The 13,791-nt window shown below is 68.2% G+C and carries 12 protein-coding genes; 1 reads left to right on the top strand and 11 read right to left on the bottom strand.

The genetic code is table 11. The features are described from left to right. Window positions 1-33: 33 nt before the first annotated feature. Entirely contained in the window at window positions 34-1,812 is a 1,779-nt protein-coding gene (locus ACOOGH_RS14995; RefSeq protein WP_420449683.1) for a proline--tRNA ligase, read from the top strand. Window positions 1,813-1,861: 49 nt separating this feature from the next. Here ACOOGH_RS14995 and ACOOGH_RS15000 read toward each other — a convergent pair whose 3' ends face one another. The 11 genes from ACOOGH_RS15000 to pruA form a co-directional block, all read right to left on the bottom strand. After that, window positions 1,862-4,009 (bottom strand): TonB-dependent receptor, encoded by a 2,148-nt coding sequence (locus tag ACOOGH_RS15000; protein ID WP_420449684.1) that lies wholly within the window; start codon window positions 4,007-4,009, stop codon window positions 1,862-1,864. After that, window positions 3,996-6,455: a glutamine--tRNA ligase/YqeY domain fusion protein gene (locus tag ACOOGH_RS15005; RefSeq protein ID WP_420449685.1), complete on the bottom strand. Its 2,460-nt coding sequence runs from the start codon at window positions 6,453-6,455 to the stop codon at window positions 3,996-3,998. The genes ACOOGH_RS15000 and ACOOGH_RS15005 overlap by 14 nt, the downstream gene beginning before the upstream one ends. Window positions 6,456-6,946: 491 nt before the next feature. Continuing rightward, window positions 6,947-7,699 carry a class I SAM-dependent methyltransferase gene (locus ACOOGH_RS15010; protein WP_420449686.1) on the bottom strand — a complete coding sequence of 251 codons (753 nt, stop codon included), beginning with the start codon at window positions 7,697-7,699 and terminating at the stop codon, window positions 6,947-6,949. Then, the gene (locus ACOOGH_RS15015) at window positions 7,696-8,022 is read right to left on the bottom strand and encodes a DUF167 domain-containing protein (RefSeq protein ID WP_420449687.1); all 327 of its coding nucleotides are present in this window, start codon (window positions 8,020-8,022) and stop codon (window positions 7,696-7,698) included. Before ACOOGH_RS15015 ends, ACOOGH_RS15010 begins: the two co-directional genes overlap by 4 nt. Further along, the gene (locus tag ACOOGH_RS15020; RefSeq protein WP_420450145.1) at window positions 7,986-8,123 is read right to left on the bottom strand and encodes a hypothetical protein; all 138 of its coding nucleotides are present in this window, start codon (window positions 8,121-8,123) and stop codon (window positions 7,986-7,988) included. Before ACOOGH_RS15020 ends, ACOOGH_RS15015 begins: the two co-directional genes overlap by 37 nt. 75 nt (window positions 8,124-8,198) lie before the next feature. Continuing rightward, complete coding sequence (locus tag ACOOGH_RS15025) at window positions 8,199-9,023, bottom strand: Phenylacetic acid catabolic protein (RefSeq protein WP_420449688.1); 825 nt, start codon at window positions 9,021-9,023, stop codon at window positions 8,199-8,201. Next, window positions 9,023-9,280 carry a hypothetical protein gene (locus tag ACOOGH_RS15030; RefSeq protein ID WP_420449689.1) on the bottom strand — a complete coding sequence of 86 codons (258 nt, stop codon included), beginning with the start codon at window positions 9,278-9,280 and terminating at the stop codon, window positions 9,023-9,025. The genes ACOOGH_RS15025 and ACOOGH_RS15030 overlap by 1 nt, the downstream gene beginning before the upstream one ends. Further along, a complete protein-coding gene (locus ACOOGH_RS15035; protein ID WP_420449690.1) occupies window positions 9,277-9,672 on the bottom strand; it encodes a metal-sulfur cluster assembly factor in 396 nt (131 codons plus the stop codon). Before ACOOGH_RS15035 ends, ACOOGH_RS15030 begins: the two co-directional genes overlap by 4 nt. 62 nt (window positions 9,673-9,734) lie before the next feature. Further along, window positions 9,735-10,673: a Phenylacetic acid catabolic protein gene (locus tag ACOOGH_RS15040; protein WP_420449691.1), complete on the bottom strand. Its 939-nt coding sequence runs from the start codon at window positions 10,671-10,673 to the stop codon at window positions 9,735-9,737. Between the two features lie 56 nt (window positions 10,674-10,729). After that, window positions 10,730-11,770, bottom strand: a complete 1,041-nt coding sequence (locus ACOOGH_RS15045) for an META domain-containing protein (protein WP_420449692.1) — start codon at window positions 11,768-11,770, stop codon at window positions 10,730-10,732. After that, complete coding sequence (gene pruA / locus ACOOGH_RS15050; RefSeq protein WP_420449693.1) at window positions 11,767-13,473, bottom strand: L-glutamate gamma-semialdehyde dehydrogenase; 1,707 nt, start codon at window positions 13,471-13,473, stop codon at window positions 11,767-11,769. Before pruA ends, ACOOGH_RS15045 begins: the two co-directional genes overlap by 4 nt. Window positions 13,474-13,791: the final 318 nt, after the last annotated feature.

Here is a 13,791-nt window from a genome sequence, read left to right on the forward strand (position 1 = left end):
GCGGAACACACCACCACCTTGAACGGTCTACCTGTGAACGGAACCGAACGTACAGGACAGCGTGTCTCGAATCTCTTCGGCATGACCCTGCGCCAGGCGCCGGGGGAAACCGAGATCGAGTCCCACAGCCTCCTCTTGAAGGCCGGCTACGTCCGCCAGTTGGCGGCGGGCATCTTCTCCTACCTGCCCCTCGCGTGGCGGTCGCTGAAAAAGATCGAGCAGATCCTGCGCGAGGAGATGGATCGGATCGACGGGCAGGAACTCTCGATGCCCGTCGTGCATCCGGCGGAGCTGTGGCAGGCGACGGGCCGCTGGTACGACATCGACGCGACCATGGCGCGCTTCGTCGACCGGCGCGAGCGCGACCTGCTCCTCGCGATGACGCACGAGGAGGTGGTGGCCTTCCACGCGGCCTCCGAGATCCAGTCCTACCGCCAGCTCCCGGCCATGGTCTATCACATGCAGACCAAGTTCCGGGACGAACTCCGCTCGCGCGGCGGGCTCATCCGCGTGCGGGAGTTCACCATGAAGGACTCCTACTCGCTCGATCGGGACCCGGAGGGGCTCGCGGCGCAGTACGAACGGCACTACGAGGCGTATGAGCGCATCGGGCGCCGCTGCGCCTTGCCGCTCACGGCCGTGCAGAGCGATACGGGGATGATGGGCGGCGAGATCGCCCACGAGTTCATGTACGTGACGCCGATCGGCGAGGACAGCCTCGCGCTCTGCGACGCCTGCGGCTACGCGGCGAACCGGGAGGTCGCCGAGTTCACGCTCGAGCTTCGGGAAGACGAGATGGCGCCGCTGGAGCGGGTCCACACGCCCGGAACGGCCACGATCGAGGACGTGACGGGTCTGCTCGGCATCTCCGCGCTGGAGACCGGGAAGATGGTCTTCTACATGGGCAGCTTCGCGGGGGAAGCCGGCGCTCGCGACGAAAAGCTGATCGCGGCGATCGTGCGCGGCGACCTCGAGGCGAATCCGATCCAGGTCCAGAACCTCGCGGGAGCGCTCGAACTTCGGCCGGCGCACGAAGAGGAGATCGCCGCGACCGGAATGGTGCCGGGGTTCGCCTCACCGGTGGGCGTGGATCCCGGGGCCGCGATCTTCGTCGTCGACGGATGGATCGCGGAATCCGCGAACCTGGTTCTCGGAGCGAACGAGGCGGACTACCATCTCCGCAACGTCTGCTGCGGGCGCGACTACGAGCCCACGATCGTCGGCCCGGTGGCCATGGCCTTCGAGGGGGCGCCATGCGGGCGCTGCGGCGAGGGGCTGCGTATGGCCCGCGGCGTCGAGGTGGGGAACATCTTCCAGCTCGGCACCCGCTATTCCGAGGGGCTCGGGGCCACGTTCTCGGACGAGAACGGGGTGGAGCGCCCGATCTGGATGGGCTCGTACGGGATCGGAACCGGACGCCTGCTGGCCTGCGTGGCCGAGGAGCACCGGGACGACTACGGCCTCAAGCTGCCGATTTCCGTCGCGCCCTATCACGTCTCGCTCGTGGTGCTGGCGCGGGAGGAGGCAACGTGGGCGACGGCGGACCGGGTGTTCGAGGAGCTGTGCGCGGCCGGCATCGAAGTGATCTACGATGACCGGCCCGACCTGCGCGCGGGCGTGAAATTCAACGACGCCGACCTGCGCGGCCTCCCGCTGCGTCTGGTCATCGGCGAGCGCTCGCTGCAGGCGGGGGGCGCCGAACTCAGCCACCGGGGCGTCCGGGAGAGCCGGATCATCCCGCTGGATGATCTCGTGGCCGAACTCCGTCAGGAAATCGATTCCCTCATGTCACAGCTCGCGCTCGACGACTGAGGCCCGGGTCGCGCCCGGTCGCTCGGTCGGCGCCGCCCAGGCCGGCGGCTTAGCCGCCGAGCCGCACCCGCAGGCCCCCGACGAGGGTGCGGGGCGCCGCCACGCGAATGAAGCCGTTCGCGTCGTGTGACATCTCGGCGACCGTGTCGAAGATGTTCTGCACGCTCGCGAACGCGCTCAGCCGGCTCGTCAGCTGGCGGCGAAGCCGGATATCCAGCAGGAATGAGGCCGCGATCTCGCCCGTGTTGAGGTCGTTGTCGAACCGGGCGCCCAGATAGCGGCCGGTAGCGACCACCTCGAGCGTGGACGGGTCGGTGTGCCCGACCCGCAGCATCGCGCGGTGCGTCGGGCTCCCCTGCACCTCGTTGCCGATCAGATCCGGCCGGCCTGGCGCCTCGGTGACCTCCGTCGGGTTGTACTGGTGGTTCAGCGCCAGCAACCAGGCCCCCGCCGGCCGTACCTCAACCTCGGTTTCGAGTCCGACGCTGCGCAGCGTCCCCACGTTGTCTCGGCGACGGCACACGCCACCGGCCGCGACGAAGCCGCAGGGCTGGATGACGCCGGAGGTCTCGGCCTCCTGGATCGTGACGTCGGTGATCGCGTCGTTCACACGCGCCCAGAACCCGGTGAGCCGGATCAGCATGGACGGATCGGGCTGCAGATCGAGGCCAAGCTCGGCGCCGAGGACCCGCTCGGGATCGAGCGCCTCGTTGGACTCGTTGACGACGTTCCCCGCCGCCCTGAACGGCTTGTACAGCTCGTTGAGGGTGGGGACGCGAAGCCCGCTGTAGAAGCTGCCCCGAATCGCGACGGCGTCCGACGCCTCGTGCATGAACCCGAGGTTGTGGCTCAGCTGCGTGCCGCTGCGGTTCTCGAAGGCATCGTCGGTGAGGACGTTCCGGTCGGCGATCTCGAAGATGTGCCGGACACCGGAAGAGTTCCGCCACAGGTCGAGTCGGAGCCCGCCGTACAACTGCCACCGGTCACCGGCCTGGATCCGGTCCTGGACGAAGAATCCGTACAGCGTCTGGTCGCCGCCGGTCTCCCGCTGCCTCGTAAATGCACCGTCGTTGAAGAGGTAGTTCTCGGTCGCGTCGCCGGTCGCGCTCAGGAGATCGGTGCCCAGCGTCACGTCGTGCGCGCCGAGTCCGGGCTTCTGCCACACGACGTTCGCCCCGACCCCGGAAGACGGGACATCCTGGCTGATCGACGGCTGCTCGCTGCCGCGCGCGCCGTCCACGCTGGAGAAGGAGTTCACGTACGACTGCGACTGCATGTACGCATTGAAGGTGAGTGCGGACCCATCGTTCCCGGTCAACGTGGCCCCGACCTGCCCGAATCCCGCTTCGGTGGTGTTGTTGCGGAGGGGCGTCGCGTTGTCCTTGTCCTGGTCGAAGTAGTTCCCCTGGGCGTGGATACGAAGACGGTCCCCGGCCTGGAACTCGACCTTGGCGCGCAGGGCGCCGTGGCTCGATGCGGACGGAATGTCCACCGGGCCGCGCAGGCCGGGTTCCGTGACGATGTAGCCATCGCTGTCGAAGAACTCGCCGGCGACGTAGCCGCCGACACGGTCGTCGCCGAAGGACGCCATCGCATCACCGCGGAAGGTGGACTGGCTCCCTCCCTGCAGCCCGGCGGAGAACCCGCCCGCCCCACCCGAGCGCGTGATCACATGGACGACGCCCGCCAGGCTCTGGCTGCCCCAGCTGACCGTGGCTCCGCCGCGGACGATCTCGATGCGCTCGATCACCTCGACCGGGACCTGGCTCCAGCGCACCCAGCCGAAGTAGGGGTCGTTCAGCGGCACGCCATCGACGAGCACGAGCGTGCGGCTGGCCGCCGTGCCCCCCAATCCGCGCAGCGTGACAGCCTGCCAGGAGGGATGCGCGACCCCGGCCTGGAACGGGAAGCGGAAGTTGAGGCCGGGGACTTCCTGCAGCACGTCCTGCAGCGTCTGGGCGGCCGAGAGGCGCAGCTCCTCCCGCGTGACTGTCGTCACGTTGACGGGCACCTCTCCCACCGAGGTCGGCGAGCGCAGCGCCGAGACGATCAGTTCGCCCAGCGAGATCACGCTGTCTGCGGGTACCGGATCCTGCGCCTGTACGGCTGTGGTCGGCCACAGCCCCCACAGCGCGAACGCCAGAATGCCGTGACGAATCGGCCCGCGCGATCGAAGTGCCGCTTCACGTAGCGTCATTGAGACTCTCCTCGAGGAGTTCTCTCACGATGGCCGGGTCCGCGCGTCCGTGCGTGGCGCGCATGACCTGACCGACAAAAAAACCGGCGAGGCCGGTGTGCCCGGCGGCGTAGCGCGCCACCTCGGTCGGGTGGGCCGCCACGACACCGTGCACGACCTCGCGAATCTGCTCTGCATCCCCGATCCGGCCCAGCCCCTCGCGCTCGACCATCTCCCGAGGGCTGCCCCCGGCTTCCACGAGTCGCGCCAACAGCGACTTCGCGACCGCCCGCGAGATCGAGCGCTCGAGAACGAGATCCACAAGCTCGGCCAGCGCCTCCGGCTCGAGAGCGCCCGCGTCGCCTTCGCTGCCCCCGGCCCCGCGGACCTCGTGCACGAGCCAGGTCGCGACGGCGGCCGAATCCACCCCCCCGCGGATCGCCCGTTCATAATAATGCGCGGATTCAGCCGAACCACTGAGCAGATCGGCGAGTTCTTCCGGCAGACCCAGCGCAACCCGAAAGCGGTCGAAGGCCCCCTGGAGCGCCGGGTCGGCGCGCCTCGCCGTATCGCGGGCTTCCCGCGCCGAGTCGACCCCGGGGATTTCGGGCCTCGTCGACCTGTCTTCCGCCCCGGTCCGCGCCTCGCCGGAGTCGGCGTCCCGGGCACCGTCCGACTTCGCGCGCCGGCTCCAGGCGTCACGGAGGGTCACCGTTCGGTTGAAGACGAGCGGGCCGCCGGCCACGGCCTCGCCGCCCGCGTCGCCGGTCGTGGCCGCGGCTCTCGTGGCCCGGTCCGGGACGAAATAGCCCAGGCGCTCGAACTGATAGGCCGTCTCGGGCGGGTCGTCGGCCAGACTCGGCTCGCCGCGCGCGTCGGTCAGGACCTTCAGCGAGTCCGGGTTGAGGCTCTCCCGGAGGCCGTCGGCGCCTCCAGCCGGGTTCGAGACGCGGAACAGACGGTCGTAGAGGCGCACCTCCATCGACACCGACTCCGTCGCGGACACCCAGTGGATGGTCCCCGCCGGCCGACGCCCGTCGGGCGCCGATCCGCTTCGCGTCTCCGGATCGTACGTGCAACGCAGGCGTACGATCTGTCCGGCGTCGTCCTTCTCCACGGCGCGGCACGTGATGAAGTAGCCGTGTCGCAGGCGCACCTCGCGTCCGGGGGCTAGCCTGCGAAAGCCCGGGGCCGGGTCCTCCGCGAAGTCCTCCCGATCGATGTACAGGATTCGGGTGAACGGGATCTTCCGCGTCTCCGGCCACCCTTCAGGCGGCGTATCGGCGCCGCGCGGGAAGTATGGGGCTTCGATCCGGTCCACCTCGCCGTCCGGACAGTTCTCGATGATGACCTCGAGGGGACGCAGCACCGCCAGCACGCGCGGCGCTCGCTTGTTCAGCGCCTCGCGCACGGCCCATTCGAGCGTCGCGATCTCCACCCGGTTGTCGGCCTTGCCGATCCCGACCTGCCTGCAGAAAGTACGAACCGCGTCCGGAGGGATGCCGCGGCGCCGAAAACCGGCCAGCGTGGGCATGCGCGGGTCATCCCAACCCGACACGTGATCATCCTCCACGAGCAGGAGGAGCTTCCGCTTGCTGACGATCGTGTAGTCGAGATTGCGGCGCGCGAACTCGTACTGGCGGGGCCGCGGGTCCCAGGAACCGAGCGCCTCTCCGCCGCCTCCCTCCGCCCCCGGTACCTGGTCGATGCGGGCCGCGGCGGGGCGCGTGTGCTCGATGAACCAGTCGTAGAGCGCGCGGTTGTCCTTGAACTCGAGCGTGCAGAATGAATGCGTGATCCCCTCGATCGCGTCAGACTGGCCGTGAGCCCAGTCGTAGAAGGGGTAGATGGGCCACTCGTCGCCCGTCCGGTAGTGGTGCGCGTGCCGGATTCGATACATCAGCGGGTCGCGCAGCTTCATATTCGACGACGCGAGGTCGATCCGGGCGCGGAGGACGTGTTCTCCATCGTCGAACTCGCCGGCGCGCATGCGCCGGAAGAGATCCAGGCTCTCCTCCGTCGAGCGATTGCGGTACGGACTGGGCCGGCTGGGTTCGCGCACCGAACCCCGGTGCGCACGGATCTCCTCCTCGGACAGGCTGTCGACGTAGGCGAAACCATCCTCGATCATTCGCAGCGCCATCCGGTAGAGCGCCTCGAAGTAGTCCGACGCGTAGCGGATCTCGCCTTCCCACTCGAACCCCAGCCAGCGGATATCCCGCGCGATCGCCTCGACGTAGGACGGGTCCTCCGTCGTCGGGTTCGTGTCGTCCATGCGCAGCGTCGTCCGGCCGCCGTACTCCCGCGCCACCTCGAAGTCGAGGCAGATGGCGGAGGCGTGGCCCACATGAAGGAAGCCGTTGGGTTCGGGCGGGAAGCGCGTGAGCACGCGCCCTCCGTGCCGCCCGCTCAGGACATCCTCGGCGACGATCTGACGGATGAAATCCAGACGCTCTCGTTCCGGCATCCGGGGAAACTACGCGCTGACGGGCGATTCCGAATGGGCGCTCAGAGAGGTGCCGGGTGCCTGAACAAAAAAAAGGGCCGGGTCCCGGTTCGGACCCGGCCCGGCCGGCGTCGCGGCGTGCAATCCAGCCCCGCTCAGGACCTCGGGTCGGCAGTAAAAGCCACAGTCGCGGGGGCCGTAACAGCGGTGATCTCCGGACACGTTCCGGTTGCCGGGGTTTCCGCCGGCCCGGCCGCCTGCGCGCCCCGCACGGACCCGCTGTGCGTGCCCAGGACCAGCCCCACCGCCATCACCAGCCAAGCCAGAGAGCCTGTGGTCGCCCACTTCGACAATCTGTCCATGATTCATCCCTCCTCGAAATCGGCGGTCGCGATCTGTACCCCCATGGTACGACAGAAAGGAGAGAAAGTTTCCGCCTGCTGGTACTTCGACTCCGGGATCGGTGGAATGGTTGCAGACGGCCTGGAGCCCCCGACGGTGATCCCGGTACGTCAGGCTGGTCTCGTGAGGCGGGCGAGCCAGGCCCCGTTCCCGCCCTCGAACGCCACCTCCAATCGCCAATCGGCACCTGCGGCGCGGCGCGCGAGCGTTTCGAGATCGACGTACAACTCGCGGAAGGGTCGGCCGATCCGGCCCGCATGCGAGAGTTCGAGCCAGGCCTCGCCGGGGTAGTTGCCGGGCGGTGGCCAGGACGCCGGCGCCGGGGGTCCGCGAATCACGGCCTCCGCGCCGTCGACGAGGATCTGTCCGTCCGGAGCCAGGAGCCGGGGGGCGTGCGCGAGGAAACGGTCGAGACCCCGCAGCGTTCCCACCGGTCCCAGGCCGTTCATGAGCATGAGGACCGTATCGAATCCCGGGCGCCACCAGTGGCGGAAATCGGCGTGTACGACCGACGCGGCGCCGCGCTGCCGCAGCAGGCGCACAATCTCGGCCGAACCCTCCACTGCGACGACGGACCGTCCCATAGCCTCCAGAGCGAGCGTGTGCGGCCCCGCGCCGGCTCCGAGATCGAGCACCCGGCCGCGGCAAAGGTCGATGGCGTGCCGCTCGAAGTCCATCCATTGATCCGGGGTCCGAAAGAAGAATCCGACCGGCAGCGTTTCGTCTTCCCCGAGGCTGCTGCGAAGCCGCAGTCCGGGATCGGATTCGCCTGCCGCGTACGCGGCCAGTGCGCTCGCAAAGGGGGCGAGTGGCGGCACTCGCCCCTGATAGAGCCCGGGCTCCCGCGCGGGAGGGGATGTCACGGCTCGGACAGAAGAGCCTGCGCCGCGGTGCGTTCATCCAGGTCCCGGACCCATACCGACTTGACGCGCCCCGCATGGCCGGCGCGAATCTCGATGTCGGAGCGGGGGAGGCGGAGTCGCCGCGCGAGGAACTTGAGCAGGGCGCGGTTCGCGGCGCCGTCCACGGGCGCGGCGGCGACGCGAATGCGAAGGGTCTCTCCATGGGCGCCCGCAACTTCGGTGCGACTTGCGCGCGGCTGGGTACGGATTCGCACGATGCCGCCCCCGGGAGCCGCGCGATACCAGCTCAGCGCCACCTCACGGCCTCGAACACGGTCCGGCACGCGTTGCAGTAGTACTGAGCCGTCGACGCCTGTCCCCCGAAGGCGGCGAACGGTTCGGAATCGTTCGAACCACAAAAGGGGCAGGGGATCGACGCCGGCATGGCGGACGACTCGACGGGGTCGTCGAGCGTCGACCTCCCCGCCGGGGCCTCGGGTTTCGCGTCGTCGACCACGGTTCAGTCCAGAAGGAGGGTGCGGTTGCGGTCGCCCCGAACCCGTGCGAGGGAGTCTTCATCGGGTCCGCCCCCGGCCGCGCGCCGCCGCCGAGCGTGGTAGCCTTCCCAGGCCGGTTCGCCGCAGCTTACCCACCCGGCGTCGGCTGCGCGGGCGAGCCCCACCTCCGAAGCGAGCGACCCCACACGTTCGAGCCAGCGCGCCCGCGCCCCGGCGGCCCCCCCGCTCACGATTCCGTGCCTGGCGAGCGTCGAAATGATCGGGTCGTCCTCGGCTCCAAACCAGCACAGGCATGCGTTCCAGGCAGCTCCGAAGGCTTCAGCCAGCGCCCTCCGGCCGCCCTCGGCGCTCAACAGACGCGAGGTCCACCCCTGCCCGTGATCGAAGTGGAAGCGTTCTTCTTCCAGCAGCTTGCGTACCTTGTAGTGGATCGGCTCGTAGCGGCTCTCGATCAGCATCTCGAACTGGACCGAGAGTGCGGTGTCCCACAGGAAGTTGAGGGCAAGAAAATCCTCCCACGAAGCGACGTCCCGGTCCAGCAGTTCCGAACTGTGGTACGCGTCGGACCCGCGCTCGTGCTCGAGGGCGGAGGGGTCGTGTCCGAAGTCGCGCAGCATCGCGTAGAGGATGCGGGCGTGCCCCCACTCATCCTGCGCCATCGCGGAGCAGGCGATACCGGCCTCCACGGAGGGGGCCCCGAGAATCCAGTCCGAGTAGCGGATGCCGAGCAGTCGCTTGTTGTCGGCGAGGGCGAGGATGAGGCTGCCGAGGTGTCCCGAGACATCAGTCGGAAGGTCCGCCGCCGAGCGGAAGCCGCTCTCCGCCATCACGAATCCGCCGCGGTGCGTCCCGCCCGCCCGCCGAGCGTGAACGGGGCCTGCCGCCGATTCACCGCGGCGAACGAATCTCGCGGGGCGACCGTCATCTCGAACCACTTCGCTTCGTCGTACGTCTGCCACGCGTAGACGCGCGCCAGTTGCTCGTTGGGTGCGGACACCGCGCCCACGTGCTCGAAGTGGTCCGCTCTCTTCTTGCGCGCAAACACCTCGTACACGCGTCCGGTATGGCTCACGTTGTGGCTCACGTGACGACTCCGACGGAGCGCAGGAGGGCCCGTCCGCGCTCGGAGATGGCGGCCGTCGTCCACGGAGGATCCCACCCGGTCACGATCTCGACCTCCCGGATCCCGTCCATCTCCAGCAGGCGCTGCCGCACGTCCCATTCGATGAAATCCATGCAGGGGCAGGCCGTGGCCGTGAACGTGAGGTGAACGGTGACGGACCCGGCCTTCTCGTTCCCCTCGATCCCGCGTACGAGCCCCAGGTCGACGATCGAGATCGGAAACTCGGGGTCCGCGACCTCGTAGAGCGCCCTGCGCGCCTGTTCGGCGAGATCCGTGGCCGGTTCGGGGAACGCGGGAGGGGGCGGCAGTTCGCGCCCGCCCTTCGTCTCCCGCAGGACGGCGCCGAAATTCATGCCGGCCTCGTACCTCGGGAGGTATCGCGGGCGCGCCACGGCGCGAGCCGGGCCGCCGGTCTTCATGCCGCAAGCAGGCGCTCGACCGCGAATCGACTTCTCCGCAGCGAATCGACGTACTGCTCGTTCATCGGACCGCGGGCCTTCCAGCGCTCGAACACCTGCTTCCAGGTGATCGTCTCGTCGAAGAGCCAGCGCTGCGCCTCGGGGTCGTACTGGCAGGGAAGCTCGTAGGTCAGCTCCACTTCGTCCGTATCGGGGTCGTACTGCGCCGGAAGGTCGTAACCCAACTCCTCGCACAGCGGCACCACGGCCTTGAGCCAGGTCTGCCGGAGTTGGTCGTTTGTCATGCCCTTGAGGCGAAAGTCGAGTTGGGCGTTGTGGTGCTTCCGGTCGTCCGGCATGCCGAACCACTCCACGCCCATCGGAAACATCCAGTCCAGCGTCCTCTGAACGGTTTCCTTCGCGGCGCCCCCGGTCTCGGCAAAACGGCGGATCCAGACCTCCCCGTGTCGCAGATGGAAGTTCTCCTCCATGCTCACTTTGACGAGCCCCCGCTTGAGCGGCCCGTAGCTCGTGTTGCGGTGTACGTCGCCCAGCAGGGTGATCCCGGCCCGGTCGTAAAGCGCGTTCGCCGACACCAGGTCGCCCCAGTTCACGAGTGGCTGGTCGAAGCCGTATGGGTGCTTGAAGTGGGCGGGTTCCCGCTCGTACAGCAGCCAGTGGCGGTCCACGCCGAGATCCTCGAGCAGGCGGTAGGCGATGTTCGCGTGCCCGAGTTCGTCCTGAATGATCGCCGTGGCCGAGACCATCGTGTTGGTGGAGGGAGCGTCGCGGGCGGCCATGAAGTAGGCCGGCGCGCTGATCAGTTCCGTGTCGCCCTGCACGGTGAGTTGCGTGATGAGCGCCCGCTTGTAGGTCTCCGTCATGTCCTCTTCGGACTCGACGATGAACCCTTCCTGTACCTTCCGCTGCAGTTCCTCGTCCGTGAAACGTCCCATGGCGCGGCACCTCTCCCGCCCGGACCGGGTCAGCCACCCGGGGGCATACCGTGAATCTACATTGAACTCGCGTCCGGAGAACTCGCGTCCGGCGGACGCGGGCTCGCGCTCGGTGTGCGCCGGACCAGCCACCCCCCGGCCCGGAAGCGAATCGCACCCCCCGCGAGCGCGAGTGTCAGCCGGTCGCCCGCGACCTGGAACGCTCTGACGGAACGCAGTGCTTCGAGGAAGCGCTGCTCGAAGTCGGCCGCCCGTTCTCCACAGATCTTCCGCGTGGCCGCCAGACCGAAGAATCGCAGGGCCTCCGCTTCATACGTCCGGAAACTCCCGAAGATCCGGTTGCAGCCCGCGAATCCCGCCAACTGCCCGGTGACAGTTCCGGCGTCACGAAGCTCCGCCAGGAATCTGAGCGTCACCGGTCCATCGGGTGCGCGCAGGTCCGCGCTCCAGTCCCCGCTGTCGAACGATTCGAGTTCCCATTCGCGCGTGTGCAGCGCGGGCATCGCCTCCGTCGTTCCGTTCCCGACTTCGACGTCGCCGGCCGGCGGGTCTTCCCCGTCGACGACATCGACGAGGACAATGGGAGTAAGCCCCCGGTCCGTGAGCGCGAGGTGCCGGGTCAGGTCCACCGACGGGGTCACCGTGACCGGGTCGCGCTGCCTGCGAACGGTGACATCCACCCGGACCAGACCTTCGGAAATATCCAGCCGGTGCACTTCGATCCGATCTCCGATCAGCCGCGCCGAAACGTCCGCAATTTCGTCGCCGTCTCTCAGAAGGGCGTGCACGGTGAGGAAGCGTTCCCGTCCCTGGTCCGCCACGAGGACTGCGGCCGCATCGGCATCCGAATCGAAGTCGAGGTCGCCCTCGGCCGTGAGGAGGAGTTCGTACCGCACGTTCCCGTTGCCGGTCGCCGTCCCCCCCGCGAGCGTGATCTGGGCACCGTCGACGGTCAGAAAGGTCTCTCCCTCCAGCACCTCCCGTATCGTTGCCTCGGGGCCGCGGTCGCAACCCGCCGCCGCGCCCGCGACAACCATCAGCCCCGCGAGCGCGAGACGCCGAGTCATGGGATCCGCCCGCAATCCGCCGCTCTTCACTCGGCCTCCATGAAGGGATACCGGTAGTCGGTGGGTGGATCGAAGGTCTCCTTGATCGTGCGGGGAGAGACCCAGCGCACGAGGTTCAGGACGGATCCGGCCTTGTCGTTCGTACCGCTCGCGCGACCGCCGCCGAAGGGCTGCTGGCCGACCACCGCGCCGGATGGCTTGTCGTTGATGTAGTAGTTCCCCGCCGAATTCCGGAGCGCCGTGCCCGCGCTTCGAACGGCCGCCGGATCGCGCGCGAACACCGCGCCCGTGAGCGCGTACGGCGACGTGCCGTCGACGACGGAAAGCGTGGCTTCCCACTCCGAGGCGCGGTACGAGTGCAGGGTGACCACGGGCCCGAAGATCTCCTCGCACATCAGTTTGTGCCCGGGATCGTCCACTTCGACCAGGGTGGGTTCGATGAAGTAGCCCCGGCTGTCATCGCAGCCCCCGCCGGCGAGGATGCGCGCATCGTCCGACGCACGCGCATAGTCGATGTACGACTTGATGTTGTCGAACGCCGGCCGATCGATCACGGCGGCGAGGAAGTTCCGGAAGTCCGCCGGATCGCCCATGCGGAGTTCCTCGGTCATCGCGACGGTCCGGTCCCGTACCTCCTCCCACATGTTGTCGGGCACGTACACGCGGGATGTCGCCGAGCACTTCTGTCCCTGGTACTCGAAGCCGCCTTGCACGATCGCGACCGCGAGCGCCTGCGGGTCCGCGCTCTCGTGTGCGAGGATGAAATCCTTCCCGCCCGTCTCGCCGACGAGTCTCGGATAGGCACGATAGTTCTCCACGTTCTGCGCGACGGACTTCCAGAGATGCTGGAAGGTGCCGGTCGAACCGGTGAAGTGGATGCCCCCGAGTTCCGGGCTCGAAAGCAGGATGTCGCTGATCTCCGACGCCACGCCCGGGATGAAGTTGATCACGCCCGGAGGGAGACCTGCCGCCTCGAGGAGTCTCATCACGTAGTAGGAACCGAGCACGCCGGTGGTCGAAGGCTTCCAGATCGCGACGTTCCCCATCAGTGCCGGAGATGTGGTCAGGTTCGCGCCGATTGCCGTGAAGTTGAACGGGCTGATGGCGTAGACAAACCCCTCGAGAGGGCGGTGGTCCATACGGTTCCGCACGCCCGGCCCGGAGATGGGCTGCTCCGCGTGCACGCGTCCCGCGAAGAAGGAGTTGAAGCGCCAGAAATCCACGATCTCGCACGCGGAGTCGATCTCGGCCTGGATCGAGGTCTTGCTCTGTCCGAGCATCGTTGCCGCGTTGAGCTTCATCCTCCAGGGGCCGGCGAGCAGCTCCGCGGCGCGGAGGAGAATCTCGGCGCGGTCCTCCCAGGCCCAGTTCGACCACTCCGCCCAAGCCGCGCGCGAGGCATCGATGGCGGCCTGTGCCTCGGCGGCCCCGGCGATGTGACAGCGAGCCAGCGTGTGGCTGTGGTTGTGCGGCATCGTCACGTCGAACGTCTTCGATGTTCGCACCTCGCGCCCGCCGATGATCAGCGGGATTTCGACGACCTCGCCCTGCTGGCGGAACAGCTCTTCCTTGAGGGCGGCCCGTTCGGGACTGCCCGGCGCATAGTCGTAGACAGGTTCGTTGACGGGAGGCGGAATCCTGCTGTTTCCGTGGCCCCCGCCGCCCGGCCGCTCGTCGCCCGCTGCGTGCGAGCCGTCAGGGCCCTGCTGAACCTCGTCGACAAGTGGTTTCATGAAGGGATCCCCCTGGGTAAATACGTTCTCGAAGGGAGGCCCAATCTGGCGTTCCGTGAGTGAGATTGAAAGGTGCCCGGCGCACCGCTTCCGCCCCGTCGGGGGCTGTCGATCTTCCCATGTGCAGACATCCGGCGTTTGCCTTTGTATCGTGCATTGGATTCATGCGGGATTCGCCCGGTTGCCGACGAGGAAGAGCACGGAGAACATGGCGTTTGTCAGGTACAGGCTCCCGGCCCGACCGCGGCCGTGGCAGGCGGGCCCATGGGGGCTCCGAGGACTTCTCGGGGCTGTACTGGTCGCGTCATGTGTCCTGTG

The organism is Candidatus Palauibacter sp. (assembly GCF_965213655.1).
Classification (GTDB): domain Bacteria; phylum Gemmatimonadota; class Gemmatimonadetes; order Palauibacterales; family Palauibacteraceae; genus Palauibacter.

Bases quoted from the DNA above. Each gene is read 5' to 3' on its own strand.
- ACOOGH_RS15005 (WP_420449685.1), bottom strand. From the start codon at position 6,455: ATGCCGGAACGAGAGCGTCTGGATTTCATCCGTCAGATCGTCGCCGAG.
- ACOOGH_RS15025 (WP_420449688.1), bottom strand. From the start codon at position 9,023: ATGGCGGAGAGCGGCTTCCGCTCGGCGGCGGACCTTCCGACTGATGTC.
- ACOOGH_RS15035 (WP_420449690.1), bottom strand. From the start codon at position 9,672: ATGAATTTCGGCGCCGTCCTGCGGGAGACGAAGGGCGGGCGCGAACTG.
- ACOOGH_RS15000 (WP_420449684.1), bottom strand. From the start codon at position 4,009: ATGACGCTACGTGAAGCGGCACTTCGATCGCGCGGGCCGATTCGTCAC.
- ACOOGH_RS15020 (WP_420450145.1), bottom strand. From the start codon at position 8,123: ATGCCGGCGTCGATCCCCTGCCCCTTTTGTGGTTCGAACGATTCCGAA.
- pruA (WP_420449693.1), bottom strand. From the start codon at position 13,473: ATGAAACCACTTGTCGACGAGGTTCAGCAGGGCCCTGACGGCTCGCAC.
- ACOOGH_RS15040 (WP_420449691.1), bottom strand. From the start codon at position 10,673: ATGGGACGTTTCACGGACGAGGAACTGCAGCGGAAGGTACAGGAAGGG.